General features: G+C 71.5%; 22 protein-coding genes. 15 read left to right on the top strand and 7 right to left on the bottom strand.

All coding sequences use genetic code 11. From position 1 onward, the window contains the following. Positions 1-78 precede the first annotated feature (78 nt). A complete protein-coding gene (locus DEJ19_RS17400) occupies positions 79-597 on the top strand; it encodes a helix-turn-helix domain-containing protein (protein ID WP_111232616.1) in 519 nt (172 codons plus the stop codon). Here DEJ19_RS17400 and DEJ19_RS17395 read toward each other — a convergent pair. Further along, positions 581-1426 carry a helix-turn-helix transcriptional regulator gene (locus DEJ19_RS17395; RefSeq protein ID WP_111232617.1) on the bottom strand — a complete coding sequence of 282 codons (846 nt, stop codon included), beginning with the start codon at positions 1424-1426 and terminating at the stop codon, positions 581-583. The genes DEJ19_RS17400 and DEJ19_RS17395 overlap by 17 nt on opposite strands. Positions 1427-1536: 110 nt before the next feature. On the opposite strand from DEJ19_RS17395, the gene hxlB reads away from it, so the two are divergent. From hxlB to DEJ19_RS17380, 3 genes are all read left to right on the top strand, one after another. Further along, the gene (gene hxlB / locus DEJ19_RS17390; protein WP_111232618.1) at positions 1537-2100 is read left to right on the top strand and encodes a 6-phospho-3-hexuloisomerase; all 564 of its coding nucleotides are present in this window, start codon (positions 1537-1539) and stop codon (positions 2098-2100) included. A gap of 11 nt (positions 2101-2111) precedes the next feature. Further along, the gene (gene hxlA / locus DEJ19_RS17385) at positions 2112-2735 is read left to right on the top strand and encodes a 3-hexulose-6-phosphate synthase (RefSeq protein WP_071406215.1); all 624 of its coding nucleotides are present in this window, start codon (positions 2112-2114) and stop codon (positions 2733-2735) included. A 123-nt stretch (positions 2736-2858) separates the two neighbouring features. Then, complete coding sequence (locus DEJ19_RS17380) at positions 2859-3581, top strand: alpha/beta hydrolase (protein WP_111232619.1); 723 nt, start codon at positions 2859-2861, stop codon at positions 3579-3581. Positions 3582-3652: 71 nt separating this feature from the next. On the opposite strand, the gene DEJ19_RS17375 is transcribed toward DEJ19_RS17380, so the two are convergent. Continuing rightward, complete coding sequence (locus DEJ19_RS17375) at positions 3653-5008, bottom strand: APC family permease (RefSeq protein ID WP_035809271.1); 1356 nt, start codon at positions 5006-5008, stop codon at positions 3653-3655. Between the two features lie 201 nt (positions 5009-5209). Here DEJ19_RS17375 and DEJ19_RS17370 point away from each other — a divergent pair, with 201 nt between their 5' ends. The 3 genes from DEJ19_RS17370 (at position 5210) to budC (ending at position 9536) form a co-directional block, all read left to right on the top strand. Next, positions 5210-5977, top strand: coding sequence for an HAD family hydrolase (locus DEJ19_RS17370; protein WP_111232620.1), 768 nt, complete (start codon positions 5210-5212; stop codon positions 5975-5977). 73 nt (positions 5978-6050) lie between these two features. Continuing rightward, on the top strand, positions 6051-8561 hold the full coding sequence (locus tag DEJ19_RS17365) for a glycoside hydrolase family 65 protein (RefSeq protein WP_111232621.1): 2511 nt from the start codon (positions 6051-6053) through the stop codon (positions 8559-8561). A gap of 207 nt (positions 8562-8768) precedes the next feature. Continuing rightward, on the top strand, positions 8769-9536 hold the full coding sequence (budC, locus tag DEJ19_RS17360) for a meso-2,3-butanediol dehydrogenase (protein ID WP_111099607.1): 768 nt from the start codon (positions 8769-8771) through the stop codon (positions 9534-9536). A gap of 23 nt (positions 9537-9559) precedes the next feature. On the opposite strand, the gene DEJ19_RS17355 is transcribed toward budC, so the two are convergent. Genes DEJ19_RS17355 through DEJ19_RS17345 form a run of 3 tightly spaced genes read right to left on the bottom strand, consistent with a single transcriptional unit; the run spans position 9560 to position 10751 of the window. Further along, positions 9560-9946 (bottom strand): VOC family protein, encoded by a 387-nt coding sequence (locus DEJ19_RS17355; protein WP_111232622.1) that lies wholly within the window; start codon positions 9944-9946, stop codon positions 9560-9562. Beyond that, a complete protein-coding gene (locus DEJ19_RS17350) occupies positions 9943-10458 on the bottom strand; it encodes a DUF1697 domain-containing protein (protein WP_111232694.1) in 516 nt (171 codons plus the stop codon). The genes DEJ19_RS17355 and DEJ19_RS17350 overlap by 4 nt, the downstream gene beginning before the upstream one ends. A gap of 26 nt (positions 10459-10484) precedes the next feature. Further along, the gene (locus DEJ19_RS17345; protein WP_035809269.1) at positions 10485-10751 is read right to left on the bottom strand and encodes a hypothetical protein; all 267 of its coding nucleotides are present in this window, start codon (positions 10749-10751) and stop codon (positions 10485-10487) included. A 100-nt stretch (positions 10752-10851) separates the two neighbouring features. Here DEJ19_RS17345 and DEJ19_RS17340 point away from each other — a divergent pair, with 100 nt between their 5' ends. From DEJ19_RS17340 to DEJ19_RS17330, 3 genes are all read left to right on the top strand, one after another. Then, entirely contained in the window at positions 10852-11316 is a 465-nt protein-coding gene (locus DEJ19_RS17340; RefSeq protein WP_027466785.1) for a hypothetical protein, read from the top strand. 100 nt (positions 11317-11416) lie between these two features. Beyond that, positions 11417-11665 carry a hypothetical protein gene (locus tag DEJ19_RS17335; protein WP_220038343.1) on the top strand — a complete coding sequence of 83 codons (249 nt, stop codon included), beginning with the start codon at positions 11417-11419 and terminating at the stop codon, positions 11663-11665. 39 nt (positions 11666-11704) lie between these two features. Next, on the top strand, positions 11705-12157 hold the full coding sequence (locus tag DEJ19_RS17330) for a hypothetical protein (protein ID WP_110863258.1): 453 nt from the start codon (positions 11705-11707) through the stop codon (positions 12155-12157). Between the two features lie 143 nt (positions 12158-12300). Here DEJ19_RS17330 and DEJ19_RS17325 read toward each other — a convergent pair whose 3' ends face one another. Further along, positions 12301-13776, bottom strand: coding sequence for an NCS2 family permease (locus DEJ19_RS17325; RefSeq protein WP_027466783.1), 1476 nt, complete (start codon positions 13774-13776; stop codon positions 12301-12303). 157 nt (positions 13777-13933) lie between these two features. Between DEJ19_RS17325 and folE the strand changes: the two genes are divergently transcribed. The 5 genes from folE (at position 13934) to DEJ19_RS17300 (ending at position 17954) form a co-directional block, all read left to right on the top strand. Next, a complete protein-coding gene (folE, locus tag DEJ19_RS17320; RefSeq protein WP_110863256.1) occupies positions 13934-14545 on the top strand; it encodes a GTP cyclohydrolase I in 612 nt (203 codons plus the stop codon). Continuing rightward, positions 14542-15492, top strand: a complete 951-nt coding sequence (gene folP, locus DEJ19_RS17315) for a dihydropteroate synthase (protein WP_258370695.1) — start codon at positions 14542-14544, stop codon at positions 15490-15492. The genes folE and folP overlap by 4 nt, the downstream gene beginning before the upstream one ends. Beyond that, positions 15489-16238, top strand: coding sequence for a pyrimidine reductase family protein (locus DEJ19_RS17310; RefSeq protein ID WP_258377345.1), 750 nt, complete (start codon positions 15489-15491; stop codon positions 16236-16238). The genes folP and DEJ19_RS17310 overlap by 4 nt, the downstream gene beginning before the upstream one ends. 78 nt (positions 16239-16316) lie before the next feature. Continuing rightward, complete coding sequence (locus DEJ19_RS17305; RefSeq protein WP_111232624.1) at positions 16317-16970, top strand: HAD-IA family hydrolase; 654 nt, start codon at positions 16317-16319, stop codon at positions 16968-16970. Positions 16971-17411: 441 nt separating this feature from the next. Further along, entirely contained in the window at positions 17412-17954 is a 543-nt protein-coding gene (locus DEJ19_RS17300; RefSeq protein WP_027466778.1) for a type 1 glutamine amidotransferase domain-containing protein, read from the top strand. A gap of 135 nt (positions 17955-18089) precedes the next feature. Here the strand turns inward: DEJ19_RS17300 and DEJ19_RS17295 are convergent, their stop codons facing one another. Further along, positions 18090-18674, bottom strand: coding sequence for a molybdenum cofactor biosysynthesis protein (locus DEJ19_RS17295; protein ID WP_284176575.1), 585 nt, complete (start codon positions 18672-18674; stop codon positions 18090-18092). Positions 18675-18704 lie beyond the last annotated feature (30 nt).

Here is an 18704-nt window from a genome sequence, read left to right as displayed (position 1 = left end):
TCGCTGTCGGGGAACTGTCGTGTCGGTGGCGGGTCCCTGTCGTGGTGCGCCGTTCCGCGGTTCCCTACTGTTCAGGACATGAACGAGATGCGGATCGGTGAACTCCGACGACTGCGGGGCTGGACCCAGGAACGACTGGCCGAGACGAGCGGCATCGCCGTGCGGACGGTGCAACGGATGGAGAGCGGCAACGACGCGAGCCTCGAGTCGCTGTCCGCTGTGGCCACGGCCCTCGAGGTCCCCGTGCGCGACCTGTTCGCCACCGAGGAGCCGGCGTCGCTCGACCCCGGGGTGCGCGGGCTCGACGAGCGTGCCGAGCGGGACCAGGCGCAGCGCGACGCAGCTTCGCGCGGCTGGCAGTACCTGTACTCCGGTGTCGGCATCGTCGTGACGCTCGGCACCCTGGCACTGATCGGCTCGCGCATCTGGCCGGGCGCCGCGATCTTCGTCATCCCGATCTACTGGGCGGGTGGGCGGCTGCTCTCGCAGTTCCTGATGGCGACCGTCGTCGAGCCCGCGCTCGACCGTCGGTACCCGTTGTCGCGGTCTCGTCGGGACGCCTCGTCGCGGTCCCGTCGGTTCACGCCCGGGAGCTGAACGCCGCGAGCTCCGCCCGGGTCCGGGCGCCGTGCTTCCGGAGCAGGTTCGCCACGTGGTACTTCACGGTGTTGACGCTGATGCCGAGTCCCTCGGCGATCTCCCGGTTGCCGACACCGGTCGCCACGAGCCGCAGGACGTCGCGCTCCCGCGGGGTCAGGTCGCCGTCGTCGACCGCGTCCACCTCGGTCGGCCGCGGGTCGAGCGGCAGTGAGATGTCGAGCACGGACCCCCAGCCGGGCGTGCTCGCGACCTGCACCCGCCCGTCGAGCGTGACGACCCGCTCGGCGATCGGCCGCATGGCGTCGTCGTGCACGTCGAGCGTGCCGGAGCCGTCGTCGCGGAGCTGCATGAGCAGGTTCCGGCCGTCGCAGTCCCACTGGATGCGCACCCGCTTCGCCGCGCCGTCGTCGACCAGGGCGAGCACCGCGGTCCGGACGATCGCCCGGGCCGCGTGGGCGACGTCACCCGGGAGCGCACGGCCGGTGGCCGGCGGCTCGACGAACTGCACGTCGAGGTCCCCGAAGCGCACGAGCGGCCGCAGGTCGGCGCGCAACCGCGAGAACGCGCCGATGACGGGTTCGAGCAGGGTGCTCCGCTGCTGATCGGTGACGGTGCGCAGGTCGACGAGGGCGGCCGAGGCGATCTCGACGGCCTCGGCCCGGGCGGCCGCGTCGGTCACCCGCGACGACCGGAGCACGGCGAGGACGGACTCCAGGGTGAGCGCGTGCCGGTCCGCCTGCTCGGCGACCGTGCGGGCGTGCTCGGCGGCCGCGAGCCGGATGGCGGAGCCGCCCCGGGCCTCCAGGGTGTCGACCGATGCGTCCATGGACGCGACCGTACCCGTCCCACCCGAGCGGACGGGCCCACCCGATGGGATGGGACCCCTGCCGGGGCGGGTAGCGGCGTGCCGGGGCGTGCGACGGAAGGATCGAGGGCATGGCAGCAACCACCGTCTCCGCAGCGCTCGACCTGGTCGTCCGCGAGGTCGGCGACCTGGCAGCCCGCCTCGACGACGCCCCGGCCCAGCGCGCACTCGAGCTGATCGAGGGCGCCGACCGGGTGTTCGTCCACGGCGCCGGGCGCTCCGGACTCGCCCTCCGCATGACCGCGATGCGCCTCATGCACCTCGGCCTCGATGCGCACGTCGTCGGCGAGGTCACCACCCCGGCCATCCGATCGGGCGACCTGCTCCTCGTCGCGAGCGGCTCCGGCACGACCACCGGCATCGTGCAGGCCGCACGCACCGCGCACGAGGTCGGTGCATCCGTCGTGGCGCTCTCGACCACCGACGACTCCCCGCTCTCCGAGCTGGCGGACGTCACCATCGTGCTACCCGCCGCGACGAAGACCGACCGCTCCGGCACGGCTTCGGCCCAGTACGCCGGAAGCCTCTTCGAACAGGCCGTCGCCCTGGTGGGCGACGCCGTGTTCCACGCCCTGTGGGCCCGAGGCGGGCAGTCCGCCGACGACCTCTGGCCCCGTCACGCCAACCTCGAATGAAAGGCACACCCATGCAGCTCCAGTTCGCCATGGACACCCTGACCACCGAAGCCGCCCTCGAGCTCGCCGCCGCGGCCGCGCCGCACGTCGACGTCCTCGAGCTCGGCACGCCCCTGATCAAGAGCGCCGGCCTGTCCGCCGTCACCGCGATCAAGGAAGCACACCCCGACAAGATCGTGTTCGCCGACCTCAAGACCATGGACGCCGGTGAGCTCGAGGCCGACATCGCCTTCTCGGCCGGTGCCGACCTGGTCACCGTCCTCGGTGTCGCCGGCGACTCGACGATCGTCGGCGCCGTCAAGGCCGCCAAGAAGCACGGCAAGGGCATCGTCGTCGACCTGATCGGCGTCTCCGACAAGGCCGCCCGTGCCCGCGAGGTCGTCGCGCTCGGCGCCGAGTTCGTCGAGGTCCACGCCGGGCTCGACGAGCAGGCGGAAGAGGGCTTCACGTTCTCGACCCTGCTCGACGCCGGCAAGGACTCGGGCGTCCCGTTCTCGATCGCGGGCGGCGTGAACGCGTCCTCGGTCGCCTCGGTGCAGGAGGCCGGTGCCCGCATCGCCGTCGCCGGCAGCGCGATCTACAGCGCCTCGGACGTCGGCGCAGCAGCCGCCGAGATCCGCGCCGCCATCAAGTAGCGCGTCCCAGTCGCCCTTCCCGGGCGACATCGTGAGCAGGAATGGTCGGGTGTGCAGGTCGCACCCGACCATTCCTGCTCACGAAGCGAACGCCGCCGTCCGGATGCGCCGTACGGTGGCCACATGAACCGAGCGCTGCGCTGGACCACCTGGATCGTCGCCGTCGTCGTGCTGATCGCCGTGGTGTTCCTCGTCTGGGCGCACATCGTCATGCAGGGCACCCGCAGCGCCGCCCTGCAGGTCTGGCGCGACGACCGGATCGCGGTCCGGGACGCCGGTGACTCGGTGGTGATGACCCCGACCGGCCAGGCCGACGGGGTCGGGATCGTCTTCATCCCCGGCGCGAAGGTCGATCCGTACGCCTACATGGCCACGTTCCGGCAGGTGGTCGCCAACGGCACGACGGTGGTCATCACGAAGCCGACGCTGAACCTCGCGTTCTTCGACACCCGGCCACTCGCCACGTTCGAGGCCCACGTACCCTCGGTCACCCGCTGGGCGGTCGGCGGGCACTCCCTCGGCGGGGTCCGCGCGTGCCAGCTCGCCCAGGACGCCGACGGCCTGCTGCTGCTCGGCAGCTACTGCGCGAACGACATCAGCCGCTCCTACATCGACGTGCTGAGCGTCTCCGGTTCGCGTGACGGCCTGTCGACCCCGGCCAAGGTCGACGCCGCGCGGGACAAGCTGCCGTCGACCGCCACCATGACCGAGATCCAGGGGTCGAACCACGCCGACTTCGGTGCCTACGGCGACCAGCCGGGCGACCGCACGGCGACCATCAGCCGTGCTGATGCCCGCCAGCAGATCTCGGACGCGATCGAGGCCTGGGTGCGCGACCTGCGCTGATCACGCGGGCGGACCGGCGGACGCACCACGGGCCTCCAGACGGTCTGCCTGGAGGCCCGTGGTGCGTGACGTCAGTGGATCACGCCCGCCTCGTGGTCGCGTCCGGAACGGCGCCCGGTGAACCGGGCGACGAAGTACAGGACCACGCCGACGGCGAGCAGGATCGCGGCGTAGAGCCAGACCTGACCGCTCTGCTGCGTCAGCAGCAGGATGCACGACAGCACCCCGAGCACCGGGACGAACGTCCAGACCCGGAAGTGGTCGTGCTCGACGTGGTCGCGGCGGAGCACCAGCACGGCGACGTTCGTGCTGATGAACACGAAGAGCAGCAGGAGCACGACGGTCTCGGCCAGCACGCCCACGTCGCCCACCAGGGTCAGGAGCATCGCGACGATCGTGGTGGCGACGATGGCGGTCCACGGGGTCTTCCGGTTCGGCAGGACCTTCGCGAGCAGGGCGGGCAGGAGCCGCTGCTCGGCCATGCCGTAGGTCACGCGGCTCGACATGATCATCGTGAGCAGCGCGCCGTTCGCGACGGCGACCAGGGCGATGAGGCTGAAGACCCAGTCGGGGATCGGGACGCCGGTGGCGGAGACGACCGCGAGCAGCGGGCCGCTGGACTCGGACAGCTCCGACGCGGGCAGGGCGATCGCACTGGCGAGGGCGACGAGGACGTAGACGACGCCGGCCGTGGCGAGGGCGCCGAACAGGGCCTTCGGGTAGACGCGGCGGGGGTCGCGGACCTCCTCCGCGATGTTGGCGGACGTCTCGAAGCCGACGAACGAGTAGTAGGCGACGATCGCGGCGCTCAGGGTCGCCAGTGCCGGGTTCGCCTCGGACGGGAACGCGCCGATCCGGGAGACGTCACCGCCGCCACCGCCGAGCATCACGGCCACGACGACGATCACGATGACGAGACCGGAGACCTCGATGATCGTCATCACGACGTTGCTCTTGAGCGAGTCGGAGATGCCGCGGGCGTTCAGGCAGGCGATCAGGGCGAGGAAGACGATCGCGGTGGGCACGGGCGGCAGGTCGACGAACGTGCCGAGGTAGTCGCCGGCGAAGGCGAGCGACAGGCCGGCGGCGCTCGTGACGCCGGCGGCGAGCATGCTGAACCCGACCAGGAACGAGACGATGGGCGCCTTGTAGGCGCGTTCGGCGAAGACCGCGGCACCGCCGGCCTTCGGGTACTTCGTCACGAGTTCGGCGTAGGAGCCCGCCGTGAGCAGGGCCAGCAGGAGCGCGAGCACCAGCGGTGCCCAGAGCGCACCGCCGACGTCCTTCGCCAGCGTCCCCATCAGGGCGTAGATGCCGGCGCCGAGCACGTCGCCGAGGATGAAGAGGAACAGCAGCGGGCCGGTGATCGCCTGGCGGAGCTTCGACTGCGTGCCGTCGTGGGGTGCGGCCGTGGTGTCGCTGGTCATGGTGGTGCCTTTCGTCCGGGTCAGCGTGCCGGGGTGTGTCTCAGAGGCCTCACAGGTGCGCCGTGGCGGGGGTCCTCCCTGCACAGCGGAGCGGCCGGTGAACTCGCTCCACAGGGCGCGGCGCGTCGGAACGTCCGGACTGGAGCGGTCCTAGACTCGTCGGGAGCCACACGTCCACCACCAGTCCCCGGAGGACCGCAGATGACGACGCAGGACCAGCGCACGCCCGCTCGACTCAGTGATCAGCGAGCGCTCCTGTTCGACCTCGACGGCGTGCTCACCCCGACCGCCGACGTCCACATGCGGGCCTGGAGCCGTCTGTTCACGCCGTACCTCGAAGCACACGGGGTCGCGCCGTACACCGAGCAGGACTACTTCACCTACATCGACGGCAAGCCCCGCTACGACGGCGTGCGCTCGTTGCTCGAGTCGCGCGGCATCGACCTGCCGCAGGGCACCCCCGACGACGCGCCCGACACCGACACGGTGTGCGGGCTCGGCAACCGGAAGAACGCGGAGTTCACCGCCGAGCTCGACGAGCACGGCGTCGAGCCCTACCCGGGTTCGCTCCGGTTCCTGACCGCCGCGATCGCCGCCGGCATGTCCGTCGCGGTCGTCTCGAGCTCGGCGAACGCCACCTCGGTGCTCCGGACAGCGGGAATCCTCGACCGGTTCCCGGTCGTCGTCGACGGGCTCGTCGCGCGCCAGGACGGCCTGACCGGCAAGCCCGCTCCCGACACCTACCTCGACGCGGCGACCCGGTTCGGACTCACCGCCGCCGAGTGCGTCGTGGTCGAGGACGCCACCAGCGGGGTCGAAGCCGGCCGCAACGGTTCGTTCGGTCTCGTCGTCGGTGTCGACCGCGGCGCCGGGGCGGACGCCCTGCGCGAGCACGGTGCCGACGTCGTGGTGTCCGACCTCGCCGAACTCATCGACGAGCTGCCCGCACCGGCCACCAGCACGACGTAGGCCACCCGGCCGGACACTCCCTGCCTGCCGGCCGCACCGACGCACCCATTCCCCTCCCTTCCCACGGAGCAGCATGAACCCCATCACCTCGGACCCCCTCGACCGCGTCCGCTACCCGATCGACGAGTGGGCCCTCGTCGAGACCGAGTACACCCCCGACGAGCAGGGCGTCGCCGAGACGAACTTCGCCGTCGGCAACGGGTACCTCGGCCTCCGCGGCAACCTCGACGAAGGCCGTGGCGGCGTGCAGTACGGCACGTACATCAACGGGTTCCACGAGACCTGGCCGATCCGGCACGCGGAAGACGCCTTCGGGTTCGCGAAGACCGGGCAGACGATCATCAACGCGCCCGACGCCAAGGTCATCCGCCTCTACGTCGACGACGAGCCGCTCGTGCTGGCCGAGGCCGACATCCTCCGGCACACCCGCCGGCTGGAGTTCCGCGGCGGGTACCTGTTCCGCGAGACCGAGTGGTCGACGCCGTCCGGCAAGCGGGTGCTCATCCGGGCACGTCGACTCGTGTCGTTCACCGACCGGCACCTCGCCGTCATCGACTACGAGGTCACCGTGCTCGACGCGGACGCCTCGATCCTGCTGTCGAGCCAGATCCTCAACCGCCAGGACGTGCAGGACGAGTACCACGCCGGCATGCGGGCCGCGGCGAACGCCTTCGACCCCCGCAAGGCCGAGTCGTTCACCGAGCGGGTGCTCGTGCCGAAGCTCAAGCGCAGCACCGGCGGCCGTTCGGTCCTCGGGTACCAGGCGTCCAGCTCCGGCATGACGATCTGCGTCGGCGTCGAGCACCACATCGAGACCGAGAACAGCTGGGACGAGTCGTCGTCGATCGAGGACGACCTGGCGAAGCACGTCTACCGGGTGCAGGCCCGCGCCGGGCAGCCCATCCGGCTCGTGAAGCACGTGGTCTACCACACCTCCCGCGGGGTGCCCGTGCGCGAGCTCGCCGACCGGTGCGACCGCACGCTCGACCGCGCGCACGCCGAGAACGTCGACGAGACCTTCGCGAAGCAGCGCGACTGGCTCGACGACTACTGGGCCCGCAGCGACGTCGAGATCGCCGGTCAGCCCGCGATCCAGCAGGCCGTCCGCTGGAACCTCTTCCAGCTCGCGCAGGCCACCGCCCGCACCGACGGCCACGGCATCGCCGCGAAGGGCGTCACCGGCTCCGGCTACGGCGGCCACTACTTCTGGGACATGGAGATCTACGTCCTGCCGTTCCTGTCGTACACGGCGCCGATCGTCGCCCGGAACGCCCTGCGCTTCCGCTACAACATGCTCGACGCGGCACGGGCTCGGGCCCGCGAGCTGAACCAGCGCGGCGCCCTGTTCCCGTGGCGGACGATCAACGGTGAAGAGTCCAGCGCGTACTACGCCGCCGGCACCGCGCAGTACCACATCGACGCCGACATCTCGCATGCGCTCATGCAGTACGTGCGGGCCTCGGGCGACCGCGAGTTCCTGAAGCGCGGCGCCATCGACGTGCTCGTGGAGACCGCCCGGCTCTGGGCCGACCTCGGGTTCTGGCGGTCCAACGGCGACAAGAAGTTCCACATCGACGGCGTCACCGGGCCGGACGAGTACACGACGGTCGTCGACGACAACCTCTACACGAACGTCATGGCGCGGGCGAACCTGTGGTTCGCCGTCAACGCCTGCCGCGAGCTCGCCGCCGACGACGCCGAAGAGTACGACCGCATGGTGCGCCGGACCGGTCTGCAGCCGGACGAGCTCGTCGAGTGGGAGCACGCCGCCGAGTCGATGGAGATCCCCTTCGACCCGCACCGCGGCATCCACCCGCAGGACGCCCAGTTCCTCGACAAGGAGCTCTGGGACCTCGAGAACACCCCCGAGTCCAAGCGCCCGCTGCTGCTCCACTACCACCCGCTGGTGATCTACCGGTTCCAGGTGCTGAAGCAGGCCGATGTCGTCCTCGCGCTGTTCCTGCAGGGGCACGAGTTCACGGCGGCCGAGAAGCGTCGCGACTTCGACTACTACGACGCACTCACCACCGGTGACTCGACGCTCTCCGCGGTCGTGCAGTCGATCATGGCGGCCGAGGTCGGGTACCACGACCTCGCCGACCAGTACTTCCAGACCGCGCTCTACGTCGACCTGGCGGACCTGCACGGCAACACCTCGGACGGCGTGCACATCGCGTCGACCGGTGGCATCTGGGGTGCGCTCGTCAACGGCTTCGGTGGCATGCGCGACCACGGTGGTCGGATGACCTTCAACCCGCGGTTGCCGCAGCACTGGGACCGTCTGTCCTACCGTCTGACGGTGCGCGGATCGCGGGTGCGGGTCGACCTCGAGCAGGAAGCCATGACCCTGACGGTCGAGACCGGTTCGGGCTTCACGGTGTGGGTGCACAACCAGCAGTGGGACATCGAGGCGGGGGAGCCCACCGTGGTGCCGCTGCCGCACCACGGGCCGCGGATGTCCGGGCACGCCCCGACCACGAGCGACATCCAGGGCACGCTGCGTGCGGACGGCTCGGTCATCACCGCGTCGATCCCGACGATCTCCCTGGAGCGCGACTTCGACCTCGACGACTCGACCGGCTGACACCAGTTCCTGCGCTGCACTGCCCTGCCCTGCGCTGCAGTCGCACGTCGCCCCGGTTCCGCCTCGCGGGGCCGGGGCGACCTGTGTTCCCGGGACGTTGCCGGCGCCTCCGAACGCGTCCAGTCGGCCCGGGGCACCGTGGTCTGCCGTGCCCCTCGGGTCGATGGCGTCTCCCCGGGCACGGTTCGTGCAACGAGAGGAGACATCATGGGCAACCGGTTCGAGGGCAAGGTCGCGATCGTCACGGGCGCGGGGTCCGGCATCGGCGAGGCGACGGTGCGGGCGTTCATCGACGAGGGCGCATCGGTCGTGCTGACCGACAGCGTCGAGGAGAAGGTCCGCGCGGTGGGTGACTCCCTACCGACGCACCGGGTCGTCGCCCTGCACGCCGACGTGGCGAGCCCGGAGGACTGGGAGACCGTCGTCTCGGCGGCGATCGACCGCTTCGACCGGCTCGACGTCCTGGTGAACAACGCCGGGACCTTCAGCTCGGGCGACATCACCGACATCAGCACGGCCGAGTGGCGCCGGGTCATCGAGACCGACCTGTCCGGTGTGTTCTACGGCACCCGGGCGGCCCTGCCGTTCCTGCGCGAGACGAAGGGGTCGATCGTCAACACGTCGTCGGTCTCCGGTGAGGACGCAGACTGGCGGATGAGCCCCTACAACGCGGCGAAGGGTGGCGTGACGAACTTCACCAAGGCCGCTGCCCTCGACAACGGGCAGTTCGGCGTGCGCGTGAACGCCGTCGCTCCGGGACTCATCTGGACCGACCTGACCCAGGAGCAGGCGGAGGACGAGGCCCTGCAGTCGAAGTTCACCGAGCGCATCGCCCTCGGCCGCGGGGGTCGCTCTGCCGAGGTCGCCGAGGCGATCCTGTTCCTGGCCAGCGACGCGGCCTCGTTCATCACGGGTGCGGTCCTGCCGGTGGACGGCGGCACCATGGCGAGCAACGGGCAGCCGCCGCAGGCCTGAGCCACCCCGTCCCGGCGGCACCGTCAGCTGGCGACGAGCTCGACCTTGAACCGCTCGGCGTCCTCGAGGAAGGCCGCGTGGTGCTCCGGGCCACCGGCGAACGGGTGTCGGTCCTCGTACAGGCGTGCCCAGCCGTGACCGGGAGCATCGGCCCAGAGTCGCTCCACCGTCTCGGCAGTACCGGCGTGGAACGCCAGGTGGCTGAGCCCCGGTCGGCGGCGGTCGTGATCGCCGTCCAGCGGTGCCGATTCGAGCACGACGTACAACGGGCCGAGCCGCCAGCTCCGGCCGTGGTCCCAGCGCTGGGACGGCTCGTAGCCGAGTTCGCCGAGCAGCCAGCCCCAGGACCCGACGGCGGTGTCGAGGTCGGCGGTGCGGAGCTCGACGTGGTGCAGCGTGCCGAGCGTCACAGGAGCTTCCGCAGGGTGTTCGTGTTGCGGGTCGCCGTCGTGCGCTTGAAGCGTGCGGCGCCGGCCCGCTTGGCGAACACGGTGTCGGTGCTCGACCCCTTCGGACACGACCAGTAGACGACGCCGTCCCCGCGGGTGACCTGCTCGACCGAATCGTCGAGTTCGAGGTCCGCGACCAACGCGTCGAGCGCACCGTCGTCGGACCCGAACACGACGTAGTCGTGCCGTTCGTCGGCACGCGCGAAGGGGAACCCGTCGACCACGGCCGCCAGGGCGTCGTGCCGGACGAGCACGATCCAGGCGTCGTACCCGAACCGGTCGCGCAGTCCCTGCTCGATCGACGTCTTGAGCTGCTCGGCGGGCACGTCGGCGGAGAACACGACGTTGCCCGAGGCGAGCACGGTGCGGACGTCGTCGAACCCGAGCCCTCGGAAGAGCTCCGCGAGCTCAGCGCTCCGGATCGTGATGCCGTTCACGTTGACGCCGCGCAGCAGCGCCACCCACCTGTCCATGTCCGGACGGTAGCGGTCCGGGCCGCTCACGTCCACGTCCGGGCCACGCCCCAGCCGGCACCCTGCGGAACGATGTCGACCACCAGGGCCTCGCCGTCGTCGTCGCTGGTGGCCTGGAACCGCCAGCCCACGGTGCGCTCGGGCGCATGGGTGATCGCGGTGGGCAGCTCGGCGCGCGTCACGGTCAGCCGGGTGGGGGTGTCGCTCACCCGCCAGCGCCGTCCGGCCCAGACGAGCCGCGTCGGCGTGCCCTCGGCCCACCACACCGTGGCGGCCGTGTCGGTGATCATCATCGGGTCTCCTCGTTCGAACGTGTGTTCGAATGGTAGGTGTCGACCTCCGACGTCGCAACTGACCGTTGCATTCAGAACACGTTCTGAATAGGCTCGATCCATGACGCTCGTCGCTCCGCCCCGATCCCGACGGTCGGTGCAGTCCTCTGACCTCTCCCGCCACGCCAAGCAGGTGTTCGCTGCCGCCGAGGAAGCCCCGCTCGAGGTCACCCGTCGCGACGGGAAGCCCCTCGTCCTCACCACGAAGGAACGATCCGACGACGACGACGCAGTGCTCGACATCGCGGCGCAGCTCATCGCCGCGGTGACACTCAACGAGCAACTGCCACTCCACGATCGGCTGGCGATCCCGTACCCGTGGATCAAGCTCCTCAGCGCCGCAGACCAGCAGCGCTTCGCCCGGGAGATCGTCGACGTCGCCCGTGGCTCGTTCTCGCTCCGGCAGCCGCGCAGACTCCTGCTCGAGATGCAGGCGTGGCGCAACAGTGCCGAGGCGATCGCCGCGGGCTGGGACACCGGAGAGCCGGAGATCCTCGCCGAGCCGATCCGCGTCGAGAAGCCCTGACGCGGTGGCGGGCCGGCGCGGCGGGGTCCCCCGGCCGATCCGTTCGACGGAGTACACGATCGTCTTCGGGACACGTGGCGCGGAACAGGGGTGGCGCGACGTGGTGGCGGTGCAGCGGAACGCAGTCGCTGCCGCGTGGGATCGGCTGACCACGGATCCGTTGACCGAGGACCTGTCCTGCCACGCCCTGCGCGGGGAACTCGGTGTGGTTCGACACTCTGGCCGGGAGTGGACGCGTCGTCAGTTCGAGCTGAAGCGCGGCGCCCGGATCTGGTTCACGGTCGACGTGGATGACCGGGTGGTGTGCATCACCGATGTGCACACCCACCACCCCAACCAGACGAAGTGACTGCGCTCGGCCTCGGCAGTCGTCGTGTAGACGGGACCCATGACGAACGACGAACAGGGCCCCGACGCGCAGCACCAGGTTCCCGAGGGGGTGTCCGAGGCCACGGTCGAGGCACTCGGCAGCCTGTCCGCCGCGGTCGAGGTCATCGAGCACGCCCGCGGCCTGCTCTACGGGTTCCACCGCCTGACCGGCACCGCTGACCTGAACCTCGGTGAGGCGGTCGAGCAGCTGCGGAAGGCCGGGCACACCGAACTCGCCGAGCGCATCGACACCGAACTCGTGGGCCGCAACGTCATCGCGGGCCGCTGGACGTTCCAGATCGTCGAGGACTACGACGACGGCTACTACGCCCTCGCCAAGGAGCTCGAGCGCACGGCGCGGGACGAGCTCGTGCAGGGCCGTCGCCACCTGTTCGAGGCGGGCATGAAGGAAGACCGTCGCACCCAGGACCAGCGCCACCACGAGGCCACGCCGAGCGACCTGCCGGACTGACCACGGGCCTCCAGGCCGACGCCGGCCTGCGGAAGACGCCGGCATCTTGCGGAGACGCCCCAGAAACGTCGAGACGCCGCCGGAATCGGCGGCGTCTCGATGCCACGACGGCGTCTTGTGACAGGCCCCGCCCGACCAAAGCCTCAGCCGACGCCGAGCAGCGCCTCCAGCGGCCCCCGCGCGAAGTACAGCAGGAAGCCCGCGGCGACGACGTAGAGCAGCCACGAGACCTCACGGCCACGGCCGGACAGCAGCTTGATGAGCACCCAGCTGATGAAGCCGGCACCGATGCCGTTCGCGATCGAGTAGGTCAGCGGCATGACGACGATCGTCAGGAACGCCGGCAGGGCCGAGCCGAAGTCCGACCACGAGATGTCCGCGACCTGCGCGACCATGAGCGCACCGACGACGACGAGCCCGGCGGCGGCGACCTCGAGCGGGACGACCTGGGTGAGCGGCGTGAGGAACATCGACGCCAGGAACAGCAGGCCGGTGACGACCGAGGCCATGCCCGTGCGGGCACCTTCGCCGATGCCGGAGGCCGAGTCGATGAAGACCGTGTTCGACGACACCGACGCGCCACCACCGGCGATCGCGCCGACGCCCTCGACGACGAGCGCCGACTTCAGGCGGGGGAACGTGCCGTCCGGCTTCGCGACACCGGCGGCCTTGGCCAGACCGGTCATGGTTCCCATGGCGTCGAAGAAGTTCGTGAAGACGAGGGTGAAGACGAGCATCGACGCGGCGAGCGGGCCGATGCGGGTGAAGGCACCGAAGACGTCGGCGTGGCCGACGAGCGACAGGTCCGGCACGGCGAAGAGTGCGCTCGGCAGGCCGGGGGCGTTGAGGTTCCAGCCGGTCTTCGAGTCGACCGAGGTCGGCACCTGGAAGATCGCCTGCAGGATGATCGCGATGATCGTGGTCGCGACGATGCCGATGAGCAGCGCACCCTTGACCCGGCGGGCCATGAGCGTGCCGATGATGATGAGGCCGATGAGGAACACGATGGTCGGCAGGGCGCCGACGGAGCCGTCCTCGCCGAGCTGCAGCGGCGGCGACGCGAGCCCGGAGGACCGCACGAAGCCGGAGTCGACGAGCCCGATGAACGCGATGAACAGGCCGATGCCGACCGTGATCGCGGCCTTGAGCTGTGCCGGGACGGCGGTGAAGATCATCGTCCGGATGCCGGTCAGCGCGAGGATCACGATGATCACACCGTTGATGACGACCAGGCCCATCGCCTCGGCCCAGGTGACCTGGTGCACGACGCTGACGGCGAGGAACGAGTTGATCCCGAGCCCCGCGGCGATGCCGAACGGCAGGTTCGCGATGATGCCCATCGCGATGGTCATGACGCCGGCGACGAGACCGGTCGCCGCGGCCACCTGAGCGTTCTCGAGCCATCCGCCGCTGACGTCCTTGGCGGCCTGGTCGGCGCTGAACCCGCCGAGGATGAGGGGGTTCAGGATGACGATGTACGCCATCGTCACGAACGAGACGAGGCCACCGCGGACCTCGCGGGGGATCGACGATCCGCGTTGGGTGATGGAGAAGAATCGATCGAGGCCGGTCGCGAAGCGGTTCCGGGGCGTGGTGTCGGTCTGCGGGGCGCTCACCACGAGAGTTTAAAGGACGCTGGGTTTCGGGCGTGTCACACCGGTCTCACAGGTTGCGACAGCCGGGAGGCCCGTTCCACGCGGATCGCGCACCTCGCGCTGGGCGTCTGCCCGCGTTCTCCGGCCATGGCTGGTGTTGGATGAGCGGGTGACGTCACCCATGGACCGCGCCCGTGTCGAGGCCGCCGTCCGCGAGCTGCTGCTCGCCATCGGCGAGGATCCCGACCGCCCGGAACTCACCCGCACCCCCGCCCGGGTCGCCGACTCGTACGCCGAGTTCTTCTCCGGGATCGGCACCGACGCGGTCGCCATCGCCCGGGACGGCACCGTGCACGCCGAGGACGGCGAACGCGGTCGGCTCGTCATCGTGCGGGACGTGAAGTTCCGTTCCGTCTGCGAGCACCACCTGCTGCCGTTCCTCGGGGTCGCGCACCTGGCGTACGCGCCGGGCGACCGTCTCATCGGGCTCGGCACGCTGGCGCGGGTGCTCGACGCGGTGGCCTCCCGTCCGCAGCTGCAGGAGCGGCTCGGCGAACAGGTCGCCGCGACCATCGCCGAGGGGCTCGGTGCCGAGGGTGTCCTGGTGGTCCTCGACGCGCAGCACCAGTGCGTCACGACGCGTGGGGAGCGCCAGACCGGTTCGACGACCGTGACGGTGGCGGCGACCGGTTCGCTGGCCGACACCGCAGGACGGGCCGAGGCGATCGCGCTCATCGGCGCGGGGCGTGGGACCGAGGCCGGGCACGACGAGCGTGCCGGGGCGGACGCATGACGGGCCTCCTGGACGGCGCGGCCGGACCCGGCGTGGCCGGACCCGGCGTGGCCGGACCCGGCTGGGTCGTGCCGGACCTGCGCCACCCGGTCCGGACGTTCGGCCGCCGCACCATCGACTTCGACCACCGCATCGCCGTGATGGCGATCGTGAACCGCACCCCCGACTCGTTCCACGACCGCGGCGCCACCTTCGAGCTCGACCGGGCCGTCGCCGCCTCGGTCCGCGCAGCCGAACAGGGCGCCGACTGGGTCGACATCGGCGGCGTGAAGTTCGCCCCCGGTCCGGAGCTGCCCGCCTCCGACGAGATCGACCGCGTCGTGCCCGTCGTCGAGCAGCTCGCCCAGCAGTCCGACGTCGTCATCAGCGTCGACACCTTCCGCCCGGAGGTCGCCGCAGCGGCGATCGCAGCCGGGGCGACCGTCGTCAACGACACCACCGGCCTGTCCGACCCGCGGATGGCCGCCGTGGTCGCCGACTCCGACGCCACCGTCGTCATCACGCACTCGCTCGCCGAACCCCGTCGTCCGCTGCCCGCGCCGCCGCAGTACGGCGACATCGCGGGCGAGGTCGTCGCGTTCCTGCGCGAGCGCGTCGACCGGGCGCTCGCCGCGGGCATCCCCGAGTCGCGGATCATCGTCGACCCGGGCCACGACCTGCACAAGAACACCGTGCACACGCTCGAGCTCACCCGTCGGCTGCCCGAGGTCGTCGCGCTCGGCTACCCGGTCCTCGCCGCGGTGTCGAACAAGGACTTCGTCGGGGAGTCGCTCGGACGCCCCCGCGGGGAACGGCTCTCCGGATCGCTCGCCGTGGCGACCGTGAGCGCGATGCTCGGCGCCCGGATCGTCCGGATGCACGACGTCGCCGAGAGCGTCGACGCGATGCGCATGGTCGAGGCCACGCTCGGATGGCGCACCCCCGTGGAATCGAGGCACAACACGTGAACGTCCTGCCCCCGTCGATCGCGGACCTGTCCGACGACGACCTGCTCGACCTCTACACCGCCGACGCCGGGGCCCCCTGGCTCCGCGTGAACTTCGTCGCGACGCTCGACGGTTCGGCCTCGGCTGCCGGGGTGTCCGGGTCGCTCGGCGGCGACGACGACCTGCGCGTCTTCGACCTGCTCCGGCGGGTGGCCGACGTCGTGCTCGTCGCCGCCGGCACCGTCCGTGACGAGGGCTACGGGCCGATGGTCCTGCACGACGCCGACGTCGCCTGGCGTCGGGCGCACGGCAAGCCGGACCACCCCGTGTTCGCGATCGTCACCGGCTCGCTGTCGCTCGACCCGGGGTCTCGGGTGTTCACCGAGGCGCCGGTGCGCCCGATCGTCCTGACGTCGGAGACGGCGGCTGCGTCGTCGAAGGCCCAGGCGCTCGCCGAGGTCGCCGACGTCGTGCCCTGCAGCGCGGACGACGAGCCGGACTCGTTGGACGCCGGGCGGATCCGAGGCGTGTTGGCCGACCGTGGCCTCGGGATGATCCACTGCGAGGGCGGGCCGTCGTTCCTCGGGGCACTCATCGCCGCGGACGCCGTCGACGAGCTGACCCTGACGATCGACCCGTCCCTCGAGGGCGGGGAGGGGCCGCGCATCGCCCGCGGCTCGTCACCCGAGCTCCGGCGGATGCGACCGGCGCACGTGCTGCTCGGCGCCGGCGGCGTGCTGCTCACCCGGTACGTCCGGGCGCGCTGACACCGGTCGCGCGCGGACCGCGGGACCGCGGGACCGCGGACCGCGGACCGGTCGGGCCCGTGGGCTAGGGTCGGGCGCGTGATCGACATCGTGGCGTCCGGGGTCCTCTTCGACATGGACGGGACCCTCGTCGACTCGACCGCGGTGGTCGAGGCGACCTGGACCCGGTTCGGCCACGCGAACGGCATCGACCCCGACGAGATCCTCGCGTTCTCGCACGGGCGGCAGGCGATCGACACCCTGCGGCGCTTCCTCCCCGATCTGCCCCTGGCCGAGCAGCAGCGGATCGCGGCCGAGCTCGTCGCCGAGGAGACCGCGAGCACCGAGGGCATCCTCGAGATCCCCGGCGCCGTCGCCTTCGTGCAGCGGCTCGTCGAACTCGGCGTCCCGGTGGCCCTCGTGACGAGCGCCCCGCGTGACCTCGCCGCGGGCCGGATGGCCGCCGCAGGGTTCGCCGTGCCCGAGGCCTTCGTGCCCTCGGAGGACGTCGAGCACGGCAAGCCCCACCCCGACGGCTACCTGCGCGGAGCTGCCCTGCTCGGCGTCGACCCGACCGACTGCGTGGCGTTCGAGGACGCCCCGGCCGGGCTGGAGTCCGCCATCGCCTCCGGCGCGACCACGGTCGTCGTCGGTCCGCTCGAGCACCCGGTGACGGCCGGCCTGCACCGAGTGCACGGGTACGACGGCCTGACCGTCGAGCGTGACGGCGAGGCCTTCCACATCCGCGGCTGAGCGCGGCGCCCGTCCTGCCTGCCCGCGGTCTGCCGTCGGTCAGGACACCCCGCCTGGACCGCGCTGAGTGGTCGCGAACCGTCGGCTGCGCCGCCGCCAGCCGACGCTTCGTGACCGCCCGGCGGATGTGAGCGGTGGGTTGCGACCGGGGGAACGGCGGCCTGGAGGCCCGTGGCGGGCTCGCACCGTGCCTCCAGGCCGACTGTGGGCGCGTCCACGGCGCCTCGGCGGCCGGTCAGGACACCCCGCCCGGCCTGCGCCGAGTGGTCAGGAACCGTCGGCTGCGCCGCCGCCAGCCGACGCTTTGCGACCACCCGGCGGACGTGAGCGGGGGGCCGACCGCCCGCCCGGACCCCCGAGCCGCCCCTGCACGCCTGCCCAGCCGACCCCGACGACCCTCGGGTGTGCGGCCGGAACGACCGGGCCGCGGAAGGAGCGATCATGGCAACCCTCGACGGCAAGAAGGTCCTCGTCATCACGACGAACTACGGCGTGGAGCAGGACGAGATCGTCGTCCCCACCGAGCAGCTGCGTGAGCGCGGTGCCTCGGTGACCGTGGCGGCGAAGGAGACCGGCACGATCCAGACCCTGGTCGGCGACAAGGACCCGGGGCAGACGCTCGAGCCGGACACCACCATCGCCGGTGTCGACGCGAAGGACTTTGACGCCCTCGTGATCCCCGGCGGCACGATCAACGCCGACACGCTGCGCCAGGAGTCCCGCGCGGCGACGCTCGTGCAGGCCTTCGCCGAGGCGAGCAAGCCGGTCGCGGCGATCTGCCACGGCCCGTGGACCCTCGTCGAGGCGGGCGTGCTGTCCGGCAAGACCGTCACCTCGTTCCCGTCGCTGCAGACGGACCTGCGCAACGCCGGTGCCGAGTGGGTCGACCAGGAGGTCCAGGTCGACGGCGGCTTCATCACCTCCCGCACCCCGGACGACCTGCCGGCGTTCGTCGACGCGATCGAGAGCGCCCTCACCGCCTGAGCACTGTGCCGACGAGCACCGCGCCACCCGGCCGGATCTCGGCCTGCCGGAAATGATGTGTCCCCGGACGCCGACGATGTGTCCGCCGAGCCGAGTCTCGGCCGGCGCAGGACGGTCGCCCCGCCGGCGACCGCATCAGCCGAGCGCCACGGGGTGGGCCGTGCGGAGCACCGCGGGTCCGAGGGTGAGCACGCCGTCGGATTCCGGATCGCACCGCACCCCGCCCCGACCCCTCATCGCCCGGAACGCCCCGGGGGCCACCTCGTGGTCCATCCAGGCGCAGGGGTTCGCCGGTCGGTAGCCACGGAAGCGCACGGGACCTTCGCTGCCGCCGGGAGTCACGCTCTCCAGCGAGAACGGCTCACCCCGCAGCGCCTCGACGTCGGCGCCCCGCAGGAACACGTTCCGCCGGGTCGCAGCGGGGTCGACGGTGGCGCCGATTGCCTGACCGACGGCTTCGAGCCCCTCCAGTCCGATCACCGTGACCGAGGCGTGCACGTGCGCCCGGGCCGCGAAGTACCGGTCACCGACGATGCCCAGCCCGGCCCGCAGCTCGATCCGGTCGCGTGACTCGTCCGGATCGTCCGCGGCCACCGGCAGCGCGCCGTCGGCCGGGCGCCCCTCGTACCGGTGCCGCGGCGAGACGAGCAGCAGCGCGACCTCGACCTCGGTCCGGAACGGCAGGTCGTCGAGACCGGCCACGTCGTCTGCGGGAGTCACCCGGTCAACGCTAGCCGGGCCTCCCGGCCG

This window comes from Curtobacterium sp. MCSS17_016 (genome assembly GCF_003234255.2).
In the GTDB taxonomy this organism is placed as follows: Bacteria; Actinomycetota; Actinomycetes; order Actinomycetales; family Microbacteriaceae; genus Curtobacterium; species Curtobacterium flaccumfaciens.
The sequence above is the reverse complement of the archived record's forward strand: the minus strand, read 5'-3'. Positions and strand labels throughout refer to the sequence as shown.

Bases quoted from the DNA above. Each gene is read 5' to 3' on its own strand.
- DEJ19_RS17400 (WP_111232616.1), top strand. From the start codon at position 79: ATGAACGAGATGCGGATCGGTGAACTCCGACGACTGCGGGGCTGGACC.
- DEJ19_RS17395 (WP_111232617.1), bottom strand. From the start codon at position 1,426: ATGGACGCATCGGTCGACACCCTGGAGGCCCGGGGCGGCTCCGCCATC.
- hxlB (WP_111232618.1), top strand. From the start codon at position 1,537: ATGGCAGCAACCACCGTCTCCGCAGCGCTCGACCTGGTCGTCCGCGAG.
- hxlA (WP_071406215.1), top strand. From the start codon at position 2,112: ATGCAGCTCCAGTTCGCCATGGACACCCTGACCACCGAAGCCGCCCTC.
- DEJ19_RS17380 (WP_111232619.1), top strand. From the start codon at position 2,859: ATGAACCGAGCGCTGCGCTGGACCACCTGGATCGTCGCCGTCGTCGTG.
- DEJ19_RS17375 (WP_035809271.1), bottom strand. From the start codon at position 5,008: ATGACCAGCGACACCACGGCCGCACCCCACGACGGCACGCAGTCGAAG.
- DEJ19_RS17370 (WP_111232620.1), top strand. From the start codon at position 5,210: ATGACGACGCAGGACCAGCGCACGCCCGCTCGACTCAGTGATCAGCGA.
- DEJ19_RS17365 (WP_111232621.1), top strand. From the start codon at position 6,051: ATGAACCCCATCACCTCGGACCCCCTCGACCGCGTCCGCTACCCGATC.
- budC (WP_111099607.1), top strand. From the start codon at position 8,769: ATGGGCAACCGGTTCGAGGGCAAGGTCGCGATCGTCACGGGCGCGGGG.
- DEJ19_RS17350 (WP_111232694.1), bottom strand. From the start codon at position 10,458: ATGGACAGGTGGGTGGCGCTGCTGCGCGGCGTCAACGTGAACGGCATC.
- DEJ19_RS17345 (WP_035809269.1), bottom strand. From the start codon at position 10,751: ATGATGATCACCGACACGGCCGCCACGGTGTGGTGGGCCGAGGGCACG.
- DEJ19_RS17340 (WP_027466785.1), top strand. From the start codon at position 10,852: ATGACGCTCGTCGCTCCGCCCCGATCCCGACGGTCGGTGCAGTCCTCT.
- DEJ19_RS17330 (WP_110863258.1), top strand. From the start codon at position 11,705: ATGACGAACGACGAACAGGGCCCCGACGCGCAGCACCAGGTTCCCGAG.
- folE (WP_110863256.1), top strand. From the start codon at position 13,934: ATGGACCGCGCCCGTGTCGAGGCCGCCGTCCGCGAGCTGCTGCTCGCC.
- folP (WP_258370695.1), top strand. From the start codon at position 14,542: ATGACGGGCCTCCTGGACGGCGCGGCCGGACCCGGCGTGGCCGGACCC.
- DEJ19_RS17300 (WP_027466778.1), top strand. From the start codon at position 17,412: ATGGCAACCCTCGACGGCAAGAAGGTCCTCGTCATCACGACGAACTAC.